Below are 16,043 nucleotides of genomic sequence, written 5' to 3' on the forward strand. Positions count from 1 at the left end.
ATCAGAACTGCACTTCGGCCGGAAGATCGTCGGCGCTGAGGCCGACGGCCTCGAAGCCTTTCAGCATCCATTCGCGGGTCTGGCCCATCGAGCGGTTGTAGTCGGCCCAGGCGCTGAGGAAATCCTTGTAGCGGCGGTCGCTCTCGGCGCGGATGCCCATGTTGGTCGGCAGGGTCAGCAGCGGGCGCGGAATGGCGAGATCGCCGAGGTTCGGGTTCTTCTTCAGCGTCGAGACCGAAAGCACCGCCAGCGAGACGTTGCAGTCGGCACGTCCGGTCGCAACGGCAAGGATCGCCTCGTCGCGGTTCTTGAAGCCGAGGATCGTCGCCTTCGGGCAGTAGCGGCGCGCGATGGTTTCATGGGTCGAGCCGATGTCGACGGCGATCTTGACCTCGGGCTTGTTGAGCTCGGCCCAGGTCTGCGGCTTGGCGAAGCCCTTCTTGGTGATGACGGTGAAGGAGTGCACCAGGATCGGGGTCGAGAAGTCGATGACGAGCGCGCGTTCCGGCGTCGGGTTCACCGCGAAGGCGAGGTCAACCTTGTCGGCCTGGAGGTCGAGGATCTGGTTGCCCCAGGTCGATTCCAGCGTCTCGAGCTTGACCCCCAACTTGCCGGCGATGTCCTTGGCCATGTCGATGCAGGCGCCCGACCATTCGTTGGTGGCGAGGTCCTTATGGAAATAGGGCTCCTGGCCGACGATGACGGCGACGCGCAGCACGCCATTCTTCTTGATGCGGTCGAGCGTGGAGGCCGGCGCATCGGCCTTGGCCGGGCCGCTCGCGGCGGCGATCGCTGCGCCTGCCAGCGCGACGGTGGTGAGAGCATCCCTGCGATTCATGGTCTCTGTCTCCCTGCAATCTGGGTCGGATCGTGTGTCCGGCCTCTGGACTATTTCTGTATTCAGGATAAAATGCAATACGGTATTTCAATTTGCTGACCATTTGGGCGGCAAGGCAGAAACGAGCTCAATATCTTGGCAGGATTGCGTAAAATTCCTGATGGGCAGGGGTTGTAAATTGCATTTAAGTCTGAATACAAGACTGAACGCAATATGGAAGTGAACTGAAGGAGAGGCCTGTGCGCGCCCTATTCGTCGATGCGAACGAGACCCTAGCGGCGGTGACCGACAAGCTGCTGGCCTCGCAGAAGCTGCCGGTCAGCATCAACCGCAATCCCTCGATCAAGCCCGACGATCTGCCCGGCCTGCTCAGCGATGCCGAGATCATGATCGTCGACCACACGGCGGTGCCATCAGCGATTGCCGCGAAATGCGCGAAGCTGAAGCACGTCGTCTTCCTCGGCACCGGCGCGCGCAGCTACATGAATCCGGAAGAGCTCGCTGAGCGCGGCATCTCCGTCCACACCATCAAGGGTTATGGCGATACGGCCGTTGCCGAATGCGCGATTGCGCTGATGTGGGCGTCTGCGCGAAATTTTGGCGAGATGGACCGCGGCATGCGCGAGGGCAACTGGCTGCGCCGTGACGCGATGCAGCTCACCGGCAAGACGCTCGGCCTGATCGGCTTCGGCGGCATCGCGGCGGAAGCCGCGCGTATGGCGGCGGGCTGCGGTATGAAGGTGATTGCCTGGAACAGGACGCCGAAGACCCATCCCGGCGTCGAGTTCGTCTCGCTGGAGAAGCTGCTCGCCGAGAGCCACGTCGTCTCGCTGCACCTGCTGCTCAACGACGAGACCAAGGGTTTCCTGTCGCGCGAGCGTATCGCGCAGATGCGCCCCGGCAGCATTCTGATCAACACGGCGCGCGGTGCTGTGGTCGATGAAGACGCAATGCTGGATGCGCTGCGCTCTGGCCACATCGGCCATGCCGGCCTCGACGTCTTCACCGTCGAGCCGCTTCCCGCCGGTCATCCCGTGACCAAGCTGCCGAACGTGACGCTGTCGGCGCATTCGGCGTTCCGCACACCCGAGGCGAGCGACAACCTTATTGGTGCTGCGCTCGACCACTGCCGCCGCATCATCGCCACCGGCAAGTAAAGTTAAGGACATCCCATGTCGGATATCACCCGCATCGACCAGAACGCCCGCCGCAGCCGCGCTTCCGTGTTCGGCGATCTCGTTTTCCTCGCAGGTCAGGTGGCGGACACCAAGACCGCCGATATCACCCAGCAAACGAAAGAGGCGCTGGCGAAGGTCGACGACATGCTGGCACGCGCCGGCACCGACAAGTCCCGCCTGCTCAGCGTGCAGGTCTGGCTCAGGACCATGGACGATTTCGACGCCATGAACGCGGTCTATGATGCCTGGGTCGTGCCGGGCAACACGCCGACCCGCGCCTGCGGCAAGGTCGAACTCGCCGATCCCGCCTTCCGTATCGAGGTGATCGCGATCGCCGCACGCAGTTGAGGCTCGGCCGTGACCGTCCAGGCGCCCACATCGACCTTCCGTCCCGCCCAGCGCATCGGCGCGATCGGTGTCTCCGAGATCTTGAAGATCGGCGCAGTCGCGCAGCGGCTGAAGCGCGAGGGGCGGCCGGTGATCGTGCTGGGCGCCGGCGAGCCTGACTTCGATACGCCTGATCATGCCAGGGACGCGGCCGTGCGCGCCATCCGCGCCGGCCAGACTAAATACACCATTCTCGACGGCACGGTGGAATTGAAGGCGGCGATCGCGGAAAAATTCCGCCGCGAGAACGATCTCGTCTACGCTGCGGACGAGATCACCGCCGGCGCCGGCGCCAAGCAGGTGATCCACAACGCCTTCATGGCGAGCTTAAGTCCAGGCGATGAGGTCATCCTCGCCGCCCCCTATTGGACCAGCTATGCCGACATGGTGCGGATCGCCGACGGCACGCCGGTCGACGTGCCCTGCCGCGAGGAGAACGGGTTTCGGCTCGATGCCGCCAATCTCGAACGCGCGATCACGCCGAAGACGCGCTGGCTGCTTTTGAACTCGCCGTCGAATCCGACCGGAGCCGCCTATTCGGCCGCGCAGCTTCGCCCGATCCTGGATGTGCTCAAGCGCCATCCGCATGTCTGGTTGATGGCGGACGACATCTACGAGCACCTGATTTATGACGGCATGCCGTTCGCGACCGCAGCGGCGCTCGAGCCGAGCCTGAAATCACGCACCCTGACCGTGAATGGTGTTTCCAAGGCCTACGCCATGACCGGCTGGCGCGTCGGCTATGGCGGCGGTCCGCGCGAATTGATCGCGGCGATGGCGGTGGTGCAGAGCCAGAGCACGACCAATCCCTCCTCGGTGAGCCAGGCCGCTGCGATCGCCGCGCTGACCGGCCCGCAGGACGTGCTGATCGAACGCCGTGCCGCGTTCCAGCGCCGCCGCGACATCGTGGTCGATGCGCTCAACGCCATCGACGGCGTCACCTGCCGCCTGCCGGAGGGTGCGTTCTACACCTATGCCAGCTGCGCCGGCCTGATCGGCCGCCGCACGCCCGATGGGACCCTCATCGACAGCGACGCGGCGTTCTGCCGCTTCCTGCTGGAGAGGCATGACGTGGCCGTGGTGCCGGGCAGCTGTTTCGGCCTTGCACCTTATTTCCGCCTGTCCTACGCCACCTCGGAACAAAACTTGCGCGAGGCCGTGATGCGCATCGCCAAAGCCTGCAGGGAGCTGTCATGACCATTCGCAACACCCGCACCGGGGGCCAGATCCTGATCGATCAGCTCGTCGCCCAAGGCGTCGAGCGCGTCACCTGCGTGCCGGGCGAGAGCTACCTCGCGGCGCTCGATGCGCTGCACGACAGCCCGATCGACGTCGTGATCTGCCGCGCCGAAGGCGGTGCTGCGATGATGGCGGAAGCCTATGGCAAGCTCACCGGCCGTCCCGGCATCTGCTTCGTCACCCGCGGCCCCGGCGCCACAAATGCGAGCCACGGCGTCCACATCGCGATGCAGGATTCGACGCCGATGATCCTGTTCGTCGGACAGGTCGACACCGGCATGCGCGAGCGCGAGGCGTTCCAGGAGCTCGACTACAAGGCGGTGTTCGGCACCATGGCCAAGTGGGCCGTCGAGATCGATCGTCCCGACCGCATTCCGGAGCTAGTCGCGCGCGCCTTCCGCGTCGCCATGCAGGGCCGCCCGGGTCCCGTGGTGATCGCGCTGCCGGAGAACATGCTGACCGAGACCGCGGCCGTTGCCGATGCCATGCGCATCGAGGCGGCCGTGAGCTGGCCGGCACCATCAGATCTCGAGCGCGTCGGCGCCATGCTCGCGAGCGCCAAGGCGCCGCTCGTCATCCTCGGCGGCTCGCGCTGGACGGATGACGCGACCAGGAGCATCGCGCGCTTTGCCGAGCGGTTCGACCTGCCGGTCGCGACCTCGTTCCGCCGTGCCTCGCTGATCGACGCCGATCATTCGCATTATGCCGGCGATCTCGGCATCGGGCCGAGCCCAGGCCTGAAGGAGCGCATCGACAACGCCGACGTCATTCTCCTCATCGGCGGCCGCATGTCGGAGATGCCGTCCTCGTCCTACACACTGTTCGATATCCCGACGCCGAAGCAGAAGCTGATCCACGTGCATCCGGGCTCGGAAGAGCTCGGCCGCGTCTACCAGCCTGAGCTCGCGATCCAGGCGACGCCTGCCGCGTTCGCGGCCGCCGTCGAGACGCTGAAGCCCGCTGGCGCCGTTGCCTGGAAGGGCGAGGCCGCCAAGGCGCATGCCGATTACCTCGCCTGGACCGACAAGGCGCGCGAGCTGCCGGGCACATTCCAGTACGGCCAGGTCATGACCTGGCTGCGCGACCGCCTGCCGAAGGACGCGATCGTCTGCAACGGCGCCGGCAATTACGCCGGCTGGATCCACCGTCATCACCGCTTCCACAGCTTTGCCGCCCAGCTCGCGCCGACCTCGGGCTCGATGGGCTATGGCGTGCCGGCGGCGGTGCTCGCAAAACGGCAATATCCGGATCGCGTCGTCGTCGCCTTTGCCGGTGATGGCTGCTTCCTGATGAACGGTCAGGAATTCGCGACCGCCGTGCAGTACGATGCGCCGCTCGTGGTCATCGTCGTCGACAATTCGCAATACGGCACCATCCGCATGCACCAGGAGCGCGACTATCCCGGCCGCGTCGTCGGAACCCAGCTCAAGAACCCTGACTTCGCGATGTACGCCAAGGCGTTCGGCGGCCATGGCGAGCGCGTCGAGCGGACCGAAGAGTTCGCGCCGGCCTTTGAGCGCGCACTGGCCTCGGGCAAGCCGTCGATCCTCCACTGCATCATCGATCCCAGGGCGATCTCGGTCGGCAAGGACTTTACGCCCGCGGTGAAGGCGTAAGCGATGCCGGAAAGCCGCCACGTCGCCATCATCGGAGCCGGCGCGATCGGCGTGGTCAGCGCCATCGAGGCGCTACGCGAGGGTCATCGCGTCACGCTGATCGACGCGGGCGAGCCCGGTGGCGAACAGGCGGCGAGCTATGGCAATGCCGGCTGGCTCTCCTCGCATTCGGTGATTCCGCCGGCCGAGCCGGGCCTCTGGAAGAAGGTGCCGGGCTATCTGATGGACCCGCTCGGCCCGCTCGCGATCCGCTGGTCTTACTTGCCGAAGGCGCTGCCCTGGCTGATCAAGTATTTGCTGTCGGGCTGGACCGAGGCACGGGTCGAGAAGACGGCGTTTGCGCTGCGCGATCTGCTGAAGGACGCGCCGCTGCTGCACAAGAAGCTCGCGGAAGAAGCGGGCGTGCCTGAATTGGTCGAGCGCAACGGCGTGATGCACGTATTCCCGTCGCGCGGCAATTTCGACAGCAATCTCGGCTGGCGCCTGCGCAAAAAGGTCGGCGTCGAATGGCTGGAGCTCAACGCCGACGAGATGCGTCAGCGCGAGCCGGATCTGCATCCGCGCTACACGTTTGGCGTGGTGGTGGAGGAAGCCGGCCGCTGCCGCGATCCCGGCGCTTACGTTGCGGCGCTGGCCCAGCATGCGCTCGCGAGCGGTGCCAAGCTCGTTCATGCCAGGGCGACCGGTCTGAAGCTTTCAGGCAACAAGCTCGTTGCCGTTCTCACCGAAACCGGTGAGATTGCTTGCGATGCCGCGGTGGTCTCCGCCGGCGCGCGGTCAAAGCCGCTCACCGCATCGGTCGGCGATCCCTTGCCGCTCGAGACCGAGCGCGGCTATCACGTCATGATCGAGAACCCGGAATCGGGTCCGCGCAGCTCGATGATGGCGTCCGACGTCAGCATGGTGGTGAACTGGACCGATAAGGGCCTGCGCGCCGCCGGCACGGTCGAGATCGCCGGCCTTGAGGCCGCGCCGAACTGGAAGCGCGCCGAGATCCTGCGCAACAACCTCTTCAGCATGTTCCCGAAACTGCCGAAGGACATTCCGCCCTCGCGCATCAAGACCTGGTTCGGTCATCGGCCCAGCATGCCCGATGGCCTGCCCTGCATCGGCCATGCGCGCGCCTCGCGCGACATCGTCTACGCCTTCGGCCACGGCCATGTCGGCCTGGTCGGATCGGCCCGCACCGGTCGTCTCGTCGCACAGCTCCTGAGCGGCAAGCAGCCGGAGATTCCGCTCGCGCCGTTCGCGCCCACTCGCTTCCTCTGAGAACGCACCATGACCTATCCAGCCAACTCGTCCTCTCGCATCGCCCGCGGCGGCAAGGCCATCTATGGCGCGCCGCTCGGCATCTTGATGCTGGAAGCGCGCTTTCCCCGCATTCCCGGCGACATGGGCAACGGCACGACCTGGCCGTTCCCCGTGCTCTATCGCGTGGTGAGCGGCGCGTCGCCGGAGAAGGTCGTGCTGAAGGGCGCCGCTGGCCTGCTGCCTGACTTCATCGATGCGGCGAAGGACCTGGTCCGGTTGGGCGCGGAAGCCATCACCACCAATTGCGGTTTCCTCTCGCTGTTTCAGAAGGAGATCGCGGCCGCCGTCGGCGTTCCCGTTGCGACCTCGTCACTGATGCAGGTGCCGTGGGTGCAGGCGACCTTGCCGCCGGGCAAGCGTGTCGGCCTCGTCACGGTGTCAGGCTCGACCTTGACGCCGGCCCATCTCGAAGGCGCCGGCGTGCCGCTCGATACGCCGCTGGTCGGCACCGAGCACGGCAAGGAATTCTTTCGCGTCCTGATCAAGGCCGAGAAGGACGACATGGATGTGGCCCAGGCCGAGCGTGACGTGGTCGAGGCGGGCAAGGAGTTGGTCGCGAAAAATCCGGATGTCGGCGCCATCGTGCTCGAATGCACCAACATGCCGCCTTATGCGGCAGCTTTGCAGGCCGAAGTTGGACTGCCGGTCTACGACATCTATTCCATGATCACCTGGTTTCATGCTGGACTGCGCCCGCGCGCGTTTGCCTGAGTCCGGCTGTCGCAAAGCTCTGCACAAGATGTGCTAGGCAGCTGTTTGGATTGCAATCGTCCATACAGCCCCGGTATATTGGGCTGTGTTCGGGCATGAATGCAGCTTATGAAGAGCAACGTGGAACTGGCTTCCGATAGTATCGTCGATCGCGTCTATGAACAGCTCAAGGCGATGGCCGTGAGCTATGAGTTCAAGCCGGGCGAACGGCTCAACGAGGGCGAGCTGGCAAAACGCCTCGGTGTCAGCCGCACGCCGCTGCGCGAAGCGCTCAACCGTCTCAACACCGAAGGCTTCCTGCGCTTCACGCCGGGCAAGGGCTTCTTCTGCCGCGAGCTCGATGCGCACGAGATCTTCGATCTCTACGAGCTGCGCAAATCGATCGAGGTCGCCTCGATCCGCCTCGCCATCAAGCGCGCCAGGGACGAGGACATCGACGCGCTCCTGAAATTCCTCGAAGCCACCGGTCCCGATCCCGGCGAGCGTTCATCGGTGGAGCTGGTCGAACTCGACGAGACTTTTCACGAGCGGCTGATGGGGATGTCGAATAACGCCGAGATGCTGCGCGTGCTGCGCAACGTCAACGCCCGCATCCGCTTCGTGCGCTGGATCGACATGGACCGCATCAACCGCTCCAACACCCAGGCCGAGCACCGCGCGGTCGTCGAAGGATTGAAGGCCCGCGACGAAGAGGCCTGTGTCTCGGTGCTTGAGAAGCACATCGACCGCCGCCTCGACCGCATCACCTCCGCGATCAAGGAAGGCTACGCGCAGATCTACATGCCGGCTGCGGCGAGGTCCGCGGCGAATTGAGATTCTTTCTTCCCTTCTCCCCTCATGTCCGCCGAAGCCTTGGCGATGGCGGATGTGGGAGAAGGTGGCGCGAAGCGCCGGATGAGGGGTATCTCTCGGCGCGTATCGACGCATGTGAATGCGCCGAGAGATACCCCTCACCCCAGTGAGTTTGTGTCAGCCTGTTGTGATGCCCTCTCCCGCAAGGGGAGAGGGCGCAGTCATGCGCATCGTGCTCTGGTCCCGCAGGCGACAACGGAAAAGGCAGCTATACAATCCTTCAATACCTGATCGTGCCAGACGGTCAGAGCCGTCGCGCGGAATAATCGCTAGCGTGCCGCTCGACATTCATGGAGACACGCGGTGCACAGCCCCCAGCCCAATCCCGAAGCGCGCAGCAGCGATGACTGGCCGTCCGAGCTCTATCGCATCCTCAAGGCCGCCGACGTCAGGCAGATGTCGTACGTGCCGGATGCCGGCCACAGCCAGCTGATCCGCATGTTCTCGGCCGACCGCGATGTCACCACCAATGTGCTGACGACCGAGGAGGAGGGCATTGCGATCGCCGCCGGCGCCTGGCTCGGCGGGCAGCGTAGCGTGCTGCTGATGCAGTCGAGCGGCGTCGGCAATTGCATCAACATGCTGTCGCTGTCGGCGATCGGCCGCTTTCCCCTGCTGATGCTGGTGACGATGCGCGGCGAATGGGCCGAGTTCAATCCGTGGCAGGTGCCGATGAGCCGGGCGACGCAGCCGTCGCTGGAAGCGATCGGCCTGAAAGTGATGCGCGCGGAGACGCCGGAAGATCTGGTCGAGACCGTCGAATCGGCGGCATCGCTCGCCTACGAGTCCGATCAGCAGATCGCGGTCCTGATCGGGCAGCGCCTGATCGGCAAGAAGAAGTGGTGATGCCAATGCAAGCTCAACTCGATCGTCGCGCCGCTGTCGCCGCGCTCCTGAAGGACCGCAAGGACACGCTGGTCGTCTCCGGTCTCGGCTCGCCCACCTACGACCTGCATTCCGTGGGGGATCACGGCGGCAATTTTTATCTCTGGGGCGCGATGGGCGGTGCCGCGCTGATCGGTCTTGGGCTCGCGCAGGCGCAGCCGGGCAAGCGCGTCCTCGCCTTGACGGGCGATGGCGAGCAGTTGATGGGGCTCGGCGGCATCGCCACCATCGGCGTCGCGCGTCCGAAGAATCTCGACATCGTCGTGATCGACAACCAGCATTTTGGCGAGACCGGGATGCAGGCGAGCCACACCGGCCGCGGCGTCGATCTTACGGCAATTGCCGCCGCCTGCGGCTTCGCCGCGACCGGAACCGTGCGGACGCTCGAGGACGTGCAGCGCCTCGCCGCAGAGATCACCGGACCGTCCGATGGCCCGCGGCTTTTTGTCATAAAGGTTCTGGCTGAAAATCCGCCGCGTTCGCTGCCCTCGCGCGATGCCGTCTTTATCAAGAACCGGTTCCGTGCTCATCTCGGCTTCGCGGCGGCTTGAACCGGGGTCTTCTCCGGGATAGCTCGCTGCCCAAGCAGCTATCCTGGAGTGAGACCCATGAAACTATCCGGCAAGGTCGCCGTCATCACCGGCGCGGCGCGCGGCATCGGCAAGGCGTGCGCAAAGCGATTCCTCGACGACGGCGTCAAGGTCGTCATCTCGGACGTCGATACGGATGAGCTCGAGAAGACGGTCAACGAGCTGGGCAAGCCCAAGGAATTGTATGCCGTGCCATGTCACGTCGCGCGGCGCGCGGACGTCGACCGTGCGGTGGCGACCGCGGTCAGGGAATTCGGCCGGCTCGACATCATGGTCAACAATGCCGGCGTCGCCCGCAACCGCGACATCCTGGAGATTTCCGAAGAGGAATTCGACGAAATCATCGGCATCAACCTGAAGGGTGCGTTCTTCGGTGTGCAGGCCGCGGCCAAGCAGATGATCGCGCAAGGCAGCGGCGGCGGGGTCATCATCAACATGTCCTCGGTCAACGCGCTGCTGGCGATTCCAGCGCTTGCGACCTACGCCATCTCCAAGGGCGGCATGAAGCAGTTGACCTCGGTCGCTGCGGTTGCGCTCGCCCCGCACAACATCCGCGTCGTGGCGGTCGGGCCGGGCACGATTCTGACCGACATGGTGGCGTCGTCCATCTACACCTCGGAGGATGCCCGCAAGACAGTGATGTCACGCACGCCGGCGGGTCGCGGCGGTGAGCCGAGCGAGGTGGCCTCCGTCGTGGCGTTCCTTGCGAGTGATGACGCGTCCTACATCACCGGGCAGACGATCTATCCGGATGGTGGCCGGCTGATCCTGAACTACACGGTGCCGGTGAAGGAGAAGTAGGGGGTGGCTCCATTCTCGGTGTCATCGCCCGGCTTGACCGGGCGATCCAGTACTCCGAGACAGCGGCGATAGATGCGATGGGCCGCGGCGTACTGGATGCCCCGCTTGCCGCCTACGCTAAAGCTTCGGCGCCCCTAGACCGCATCCCCGACGAAGCCTTGGCGCAGCCGGGTCGCGGGGCATGACAGCGGTCGTTGTATGCGGCTATTCCGCCGCCACCGTCATCCCGTACCCCAGCCGCTTCGAAATCCCACCCGCACAATCCCGCAGGGCGTGGGCGATGGGGCTGTCCCAGCGCGCATCAAAGGTGCCTTCCGGTCCCATCGCGGTGATGACCAGTGCGACATGGCCGGAATGGTCGAACACCGGTGCCGAGAATGCGTTGACGCCGGGCAGGGGATCGCCGAGCGCGCGGGCGAGGCCGTGCTTGCGGACCTCGGTCAGCATCTCGGCGACCTTCGCGCCTTTCACCGCGCGCTTCGGATTGTAACCGACGCCGTGGCGGTCGAGGCCGCTTTCAAGCGCGGCATTGATCGTTTTCTCCGGCAGGAAGGCGGCAAAGGCGCGGCCGGTGGCGGTCTCCAGCAGCGCCATCACCGAGCCGGCGCGCATCACGATGTGCATGGGTTGGCCGGGCTCCTCCAGCTGCACCACAGTCGGGCCATGCGTGCCCCAGACTGCCAGCGAGACCGCGTGCCCGATCTGGCTTGCGAGCGCCGCGATTTTGGGCTGCGCGATCCGCACGCCGGAGAGCCGGCGCAGGCTGATCAGGCCGAGCTCCAGCGCCAGCGCGCCGATCTCGTAGCGGCCGGTGGTCTCGTCCTGCTCGATCAGCCCGATGCGGGAGAAGCTGGCGAGATAGGGATGCGCCTTGGCCGGCGTCATGCCGGCCTCGCGCGCGAGATCGCGCAGCATCATCGGTTCGCCGCATCTCGCGAGCGCGCGAAGCAATTCGCCGCCGACCTCGATCGACTGGATGCCGCGGCTTTCTCTCTTCATGCGTCTCCTGGCGCGTGGCTTACGCCGCGTTGCGCTTCGCGGCGCTGTCGGCGAGATGACGGCCGGCAATGTAGCCGAAGGTTAGCGCCGGCCCAAGCGTGATGCCGGCGCCCGGATAATTACCGCCCATGATGCTCGCCATGTCGTTGCCGGCGGCATAGAGCCCGGGAATCACCCGGCCTTCGGCGTCCAGCGCCCGCGCATTCTCGTCGGTGACGATGCCGGCATAGGTGCCGAGATCGCCGATCACCATCTTGATGGCGTAGAACGGGCCGTTCTTGATCGGTGCGATGCAGGGATTTGGGCCGTGCATGGCGTCGCCCTGGTAGCGGTTATAGGCCTTCGAGCCCTTGCCGAAGGCGGCATCGTGACCCAGGGGCGCGGTCGCATTGAACTGCTCGACGGTCGCCGTGAACGCCTTGGCGTCGATGCCGGCCTTCGCCGCCAGCGCCTCCAGCGTGTCGCCGCGCATGAGATAGCCGGTATCGAGGTGATGACCGAGCGGCATCGGGAACGGCGGCACGCAGCCGAGGCCGTATTTGCGCAGCGTCGGGTGATCGCAGACGAGATAAGCGGCGATCTCTTCGCCGGGCTTCGCCGCCTTGATCATGGCCTGGACGAAGTCGTGATAGGAATTGCCCTCATTGGCAAAGCGCTTGCCGTCCCGCATCACCGCGATCACGCCGGGTTTGGCGCGGTCGATGAAATGCGGCATCACGCCGCTCGAACCATCCTTGCGTTTGGTCACTGACACCGGCACCCAGGCCGCCGCGTTCGGCAGGCGAGCCTCGACGTGTCCGCCGGCGCTTTCCGCAAGGCGCAGGCCGTCGCCGGTGTTGCCGGCCGGTCCGGGCGAATAATGCTCGTGGCCGGTCGGTGCGTGTGGAAACATCTTCTTGCGGCGTTCGACGTCATGCGGGAAGCCGCCGCAGGCGAGCACGACGCCCTGCCGCGCGCGGACGCGCACCTCGCGTCCTTCGCGGGTGACGATGGCGCCGGTCACCGCGCCGTTCTCGACCATCAGCTCGCGCACCGGCGAGGACAGCCACATCGGGATTTTCAGGTCCTGCGCGGATTTTGCGAGGCGCCCGGCGAGCGCGTTGCCGTTGGTCAAGGTCATGCCGCGGCCATAGCGCAGCACGTCCATCAAATGGCGCGACAGCCGCTTTGCGACATAAGCTGCCGAAGTCAGCGACTTGGTCGCGCGCATGAAATGGATGATCTCCTTGCCGGAGCCGAGCATCATGCCGAACACGGTGAGCTCGGGCAGGGGCATGCCCAGCGTCTTGATCTGGTCGCCGAGCTCGCGGCCGTCGAACGGGCGCGTCACCATGGAGCGGCCGCCCTGTGCGCCGCCCGGCGCTTCGGCATGATAGTCGGGAAACACCAGCGGCATGTCGAACCGCAGCGCGGTCTTGCTGGTGAAGAAGTCGACCGCTTCGGGGCCAGCGCTGAGGAACGCATCGACCCGCGCGGCATCGAAATTGTTGCCGGCTTCGTGCCGCAGGTAGGTGCGGGCCTGCTCCGGCGCCTCCTCGATGCCGTAGGCCTTCGCCAGCGACGTGCCGGGGATCCAGAGCCAGCCGCCGGAGCGGGCGGTGGTGCCGCCGAAGCGCGGCTCCTTCTCGACGATCAGCACGTCGAGGTCGCGATATCTAGCGGTGATCGCGGCCGACATGCCGGAGGCCCCCGATCCGGCCACGAGCACATCGCACTCGTAAGTTTCAATTGCGTTGCGCTCGTTGCCGGTCATGCGGGCCTCATTTCTTCAGCAGCGGACATTTGGATTCGGAAACCGGGCGGAAGGCGTCCTCGCCCTTCACGGTCTTGACGATCTCCAGATAGTCCCACGGCTCCTTGGACTGTTCGGGCGATTTCACCTTGGCCAGGTACATGTCGCGGATGACGCGGCCGTCCTCGCGCAATTTGCCGCCGTGGACGAAGGTATCCTCGATCGGCAGCTCGCGCATCTTGGCCATCACCTTGGCGGGGTCGTCGGTGCCGGCGGCCTTGATGCCTTTCAGATAATGCAGCACCGAACCGTAGACGCCGGTCTGGATCATGGTCGGCATCACCTTGGTCCGCTCGTAGAATTTTTTGGACCAGGCGCGCGTGGCCTCGTCCATGTTCCAGTAGGACGCCGTGGTCATGTAGGTTCCCTGCGCGGCCTTGAGGCCGACCGCATGCACGTCGGTGTCGAACATCAGGAGGCCGACGAGCTTCTGGCCGCCCTGGACCAGGCCGAACTCGCCGGACTGCTTGATCGCGTTGTCGGTGTCCTGGCCCGCATTGGCGAAGGCGACGACGTCGGATTTCGAGCTTTGCGCCTGGAGCGCAAAGGAGGAGAAGTCGGCGGTGTTGGTCGGATGCTTGACGCCGCCGAGCACCTTGCCGCCCATCTCGTTGATGAAGCGCGTGGCGTCCTTCTCGAGCTGCTGGCCGAAAGCGTAGTCCGCGGTGATGAAGTACCAGGATTTTCCGCCCTCCTTGATGACGGCGGAGGCAGTGACCTTCGACAGCGCGTAGGTGTCGTAGGTGAAGTGCACGGTGTTCGGGCTGCACAGCTCGTCGGTCAGCGAGCTCGCGCCGGGGCCGGAGAGCAGGGCGATCTTGTTGCGCTCGCGCACCATGTTGTGGACTGCGATCGCGATGCCGGAGTTAGGGATGTCGACGACGGCGTCGACCTTGCCGTTGTCGAACCAGCCGCGCACGATCTGCACGCCGACATCGGTCTTCATCTGGTGGTCGGCGCTGATGATCTCGATCGGCTTGCCGAGCACGGTCGGCCCGAACTCCTCGACCGCCATCTTGGCCGCCTCGACCGACCCCGGCCCGCTGTTGTCACGGCCCCAGCTCGACAGATCCGTCAGCACGCCGATCCGCACCGCGTCGTCGGAGACTTGCGCGCTAGCGACCGTGGTCATGGCAGCCGAAGTCATGGCCGCGAGCAAGGTGCAGGCCAAAAGCCCTCTCATCGTCGATCCCTCTGTTATTGGCCGCTTGGCGCGGCTGGTTATTCTGGAGGCAAATTAGATATTGGCGAATGAGTTTGTCAATGGCGAATAATGGGGGGTGGAGAGGTTCCTCCTGGCGGACGGGACGACGGAGCCGCGACTGCCTCAACACCCGTCATTGCGAGGAGCCCTTGCGACGAAGCAATCCAGACTTGCTCTACGGAGAAGGTCTGGATTGCTTCGCTGCGCTCGCAATGACGGGTGTGGAGCAGCGGCGCATAAATCTCGCGCAGTCATCCTGTGAGAGCTATCGCGCCCGCAGGTTGCAACCCTCTGCACGATTGGCCATGATGCCCCAGAAATCTTTGGGGCAGGGCATGACGGCAGCAACGGGGGTCTCCGCGGCCGCGGAGAAATCGACGACGGCGCATGTGGTGTGGGCAAGCGCGCTCGGCACCGCGATCGAGTGGTACGATTTCCTGATCTACGGCACGGCAGCTGCGCTGGTCTTCAACAAGCTGTTCTTTCCGAGCTTCGATCCCTTCGTCGGAACGCTGGTGGCGTTCTCGACCTATGCGGTCGGCTTCGTGGCGCGTCCGATCGGCGGCGCGATCATCGGGCATTACGGCGACCGGCTCGGCCGCAAGACCATGCTGGTCGCGACCATGATCGCGATGGGGCTCGGCACCTTCCTGATCGGTTGCCTGCCGACTTACAGCCAGATCGGCGTCTGGGCGCCGATCCTGCTCATCATCCTGCGCTTCGTCCAGGGCATCGGGCTCGGGGGCGAATGGAGCGGCGCGGTCGTGATGGTGATCGAGCACGCCGGTGATCGCCGCGGCTTCTACGGCAGCCTGGTGCAGATCGGCTTTCCCGTCGGCGTCGCCGCCTCGACCGGCATCTTCGGTCTGATGACGCAACTGCCCGAGGCCGACTTTTTGAGCTGGGGCTGGCGCGTGCCGTTCCTGATCAGCATCCTGCTCGTCGGCGTCGGCTTCATCGTGCGGCTCAAGCTCGCGGAAACGCCGCACTTCAAGGAAGTCGTCGAGCGCAAGGAAGTGCTGGCGCAGCCGGTGCTGGAGGTGTTGCGCCGCGACTGGCGCAGTTTTCTGCTCGCGATCGGCATCACGGTGTCGGAGGTCGGGCTCGCTTATCTCCTCACCGTCTTCACCGTGGTCTATGCGACGACGAAACTCGGCTTGCCTCGCCAGGTGATCCTGAACGCGGTGGTCTATGCCGCGCTGGTCGAGTTCGCGACGCTGCCGCTCGCCGGCTGGCTCTCCGACGTCTTCGGCCGCAGGGCGCTGTATCTCGCCGGCGGGGTGTTCTCGGTGGCGCTGGCGTTTCCGCTGTTCTGGTTCCTCGACACCAGGGAGCCGGCGCTGATCACGTTCGCACTCGTCGTCACGATGACGCTGACGCACGCCCTGCTGTTCGGGCCGAAGGCGGCGTTCATGCCGGAGCTGTTCCGCACCCAGGTGCGCTACAGCGGCGCATCGCTCGGCGCCAACGTCGCGGCCGCGCTCAGCGGCGGCTTCTCGCCGCTGATTGCGGCCGCACTGCTGGCATGGGCCGGCTCGTACTGGGCGGTGTCGGTCTACATCATCGCGCTGTCGGTCATCACGATCATCGCGACGCTGATGGCGCCGGAGACGGCGCGCGACGCGCTGAAGTCGTAAGCG

Annotated in this window: 15 protein-coding genes; 11 read left to right on the plus strand and 4 right to left on the minus strand. The window is 65.3% G+C overall.

Going from position 1 to position 16,043, the window contains the following annotated elements; translation table 11 throughout:
* Nucleotide 1: 1 nt before the first annotated feature.
* Nucleotides 2–838 carry a transporter substrate-binding domain-containing protein gene (locus BJ6T_RS12500; RefSeq protein ID WP_014492728.1) on the minus strand — a complete coding sequence of 279 codons (837 nt, stop codon included), beginning with the start codon at nt 836–838 and terminating at the stop codon, nt 2–4.
* Nucleotides 839–1,077: 239 nt separating this feature from the next.
* Between BJ6T_RS12500 and BJ6T_RS12505 the strand changes: the two genes are divergently transcribed.
* From BJ6T_RS12505 to BJ6T_RS12550, 10 genes are all read left to right on the plus strand, one after another.
* Nucleotides 1,078–1,995 carry an NAD(P)-dependent oxidoreductase gene (locus tag BJ6T_RS12505; RefSeq protein WP_014492729.1) on the plus strand — a complete coding sequence of 306 codons (918 nt, stop codon included), beginning with the start codon at nt 1,078–1,080 and terminating at the stop codon, nt 1,993–1,995.
* A gap of 15 nt (nt 1,996–2,010) precedes the next feature.
* Nucleotides 2,011–2,364, plus strand: a complete 354-nt coding sequence (locus BJ6T_RS12510; RefSeq protein ID WP_014492730.1) for a RidA family protein — start codon at nt 2,011–2,013, stop codon at nt 2,362–2,364.
* A gap of 9 nt (nt 2,365–2,373) precedes the next feature.
* On the plus strand, nt 2,374–3,600 hold the full coding sequence (locus tag BJ6T_RS12515; RefSeq protein ID WP_014492731.1) for a pyridoxal phosphate-dependent aminotransferase: 1,227 nt from the start codon (nt 2,374–2,376) through the stop codon (nt 3,598–3,600).
* Complete coding sequence (locus tag BJ6T_RS12520; protein ID WP_014492732.1) at nt 3,597–5,258, plus strand: thiamine pyrophosphate-binding protein; 1,662 nt, start codon at nt 3,597–3,599, stop codon at nt 5,256–5,258. The genes BJ6T_RS12515 and BJ6T_RS12520 overlap by 4 nt, the downstream gene beginning before the upstream one ends.
* A 3-nt stretch (nt 5,259–5,261) precedes the next feature.
* Entirely contained in the window at nt 5,262–6,527 is a 1,266-nt protein-coding gene (locus BJ6T_RS12525) for an NAD(P)/FAD-dependent oxidoreductase (RefSeq protein ID WP_014492733.1), read from the plus strand.
* Nucleotides 6,528–6,536: 9 nt separating this feature from the next.
* Complete coding sequence (locus BJ6T_RS12530; RefSeq protein ID WP_014492734.1) at nt 6,537–7,280, plus strand: aspartate/glutamate racemase family protein; 744 nt, start codon at nt 6,537–6,539, stop codon at nt 7,278–7,280.
* Nucleotides 7,281–7,400: 120 nt separating this feature from the next.
* Complete coding sequence (locus BJ6T_RS12535) at nt 7,401–8,093, plus strand: GntR family transcriptional regulator (protein WP_225005418.1); 693 nt, start codon at nt 7,401–7,403, stop codon at nt 8,091–8,093.
* Nucleotides 8,094–8,435: 342 nt separating this feature from the next.
* Nucleotides 8,436–8,978, plus strand: a complete 543-nt coding sequence (locus BJ6T_RS12540) for a thiamine pyrophosphate-binding protein (RefSeq protein WP_014492736.1) — start codon at nt 8,436–8,438, stop codon at nt 8,976–8,978.
* Nucleotides 8,978–9,568, plus strand: coding sequence for a thiamine pyrophosphate-dependent enzyme (locus BJ6T_RS12545; protein ID WP_014492737.1), 591 nt, complete (start codon nt 8,978–8,980; stop codon nt 9,566–9,568). The genes BJ6T_RS12540 and BJ6T_RS12545 overlap by 1 nt, the downstream gene beginning before the upstream one ends.
* A 57-nt stretch (nt 9,569–9,625) precedes the next feature.
* Complete coding sequence (locus tag BJ6T_RS12550) at nt 9,626–10,408, plus strand: SDR family NAD(P)-dependent oxidoreductase (RefSeq protein ID WP_014492738.1); 783 nt, start codon at nt 9,626–9,628, stop codon at nt 10,406–10,408.
* 204 nt (nt 10,409–10,612) lie between these two features.
* Here BJ6T_RS12550 and BJ6T_RS12555 read toward each other — a convergent pair whose 3' ends face one another.
* Genes BJ6T_RS12555 through BJ6T_RS12565 form a run of 3 tightly spaced genes read right to left on the minus strand, consistent with a single transcriptional unit; the run spans nt 10,613 to nt 14,382 of the window.
* Complete coding sequence (locus BJ6T_RS12555) at nt 10,613–11,407, minus strand: IclR family transcriptional regulator (RefSeq protein ID WP_014492739.1); 795 nt, start codon at nt 11,405–11,407, stop codon at nt 10,613–10,615.
* A 19-nt stretch (nt 11,408–11,426) separates the two neighbouring features.
* Complete coding sequence (locus BJ6T_RS12560) at nt 11,427–13,160, minus strand: FAD-dependent oxidoreductase (protein ID WP_014492740.1); 1,734 nt, start codon at nt 13,158–13,160, stop codon at nt 11,427–11,429.
* A 7-nt stretch (nt 13,161–13,167) separates the two neighbouring features.
* On the minus strand, nt 13,168–14,382 hold the full coding sequence (locus BJ6T_RS12565) for an ABC transporter substrate-binding protein (RefSeq protein WP_014492741.1): 1,215 nt from the start codon (nt 14,380–14,382) through the stop codon (nt 13,168–13,170).
* Between the two features lie 356 nt (nt 14,383–14,738).
* Between BJ6T_RS12565 and BJ6T_RS12570 the strand changes: the two genes are divergently transcribed.
* Nucleotides 14,739–16,040 (plus strand): MFS transporter, encoded by a 1,302-nt coding sequence (locus tag BJ6T_RS12570; RefSeq protein ID WP_028170626.1) that lies wholly within the window; start codon nt 14,739–14,741, stop codon nt 16,038–16,040.
* The last annotated feature ends 3 nt before the right edge of the window (nt 16,041–16,043 follow it).

The sequence above is a fragment of the Bradyrhizobium japonicum USDA 6 genome, from assembly GCF_000284375.1.
Taxonomy (GTDB): domain Bacteria; phylum Pseudomonadota; class Alphaproteobacteria; order Rhizobiales; family Xanthobacteraceae; genus Bradyrhizobium; species Bradyrhizobium japonicum.

Excerpts from the sequence above, each read along its gene's own strand:
- BJ6T_RS12500 (WP_014492728.1), bottom strand. The coding sequence starts at position 838 with ATGAATCGCAGGGATGCTCTCACCACCGTCGCGCTGGCAGGCGCAGCG.
- BJ6T_RS12510 (WP_014492730.1), top strand. The coding sequence starts at position 2,011 with ATGTCGGATATCACCCGCATCGACCAGAACGCCCGCCGCAGCCGCGCT.
- BJ6T_RS12520 (WP_014492732.1), top strand. The coding sequence starts at position 3,597 with ATGACCATTCGCAACACCCGCACCGGGGGCCAGATCCTGATCGATCAG.
- BJ6T_RS12525 (WP_014492733.1), top strand. The coding sequence starts at position 5,262 with ATGCCGGAAAGCCGCCACGTCGCCATCATCGGAGCCGGCGCGATCGGC.
- BJ6T_RS12530 (WP_014492734.1), top strand. The coding sequence starts at position 6,537 with ATGACCTATCCAGCCAACTCGTCCTCTCGCATCGCCCGCGGCGGCAAG.
- BJ6T_RS12545 (WP_014492737.1), top strand. The coding sequence starts at position 8,978 with ATGCCAATGCAAGCTCAACTCGATCGTCGCGCCGCTGTCGCCGCGCTC.
- BJ6T_RS12550 (WP_014492738.1), top strand. The coding sequence starts at position 9,626 with ATGAAACTATCCGGCAAGGTCGCCGTCATCACCGGCGCGGCGCGCGGC.
- BJ6T_RS12555 (WP_014492739.1), bottom strand. The coding sequence starts at position 11,407 with ATGAAGAGAGAAAGCCGCGGCATCCAGTCGATCGAGGTCGGCGGCGAA.
- BJ6T_RS12560 (WP_014492740.1), bottom strand. The coding sequence starts at position 13,160 with ATGACCGGCAACGAGCGCAACGCAATTGAAACTTACGAGTGCGATGTG.
- BJ6T_RS12565 (WP_014492741.1), bottom strand. The coding sequence starts at position 14,382 with ATGAGAGGGCTTTTGGCCTGCACCTTGCTCGCGGCCATGACTTCGGCT.
- BJ6T_RS12570 (WP_028170626.1), top strand. The coding sequence starts at position 14,739 with ATGACGGCAGCAACGGGGGTCTCCGCGGCCGCGGAGAAATCGACGACG.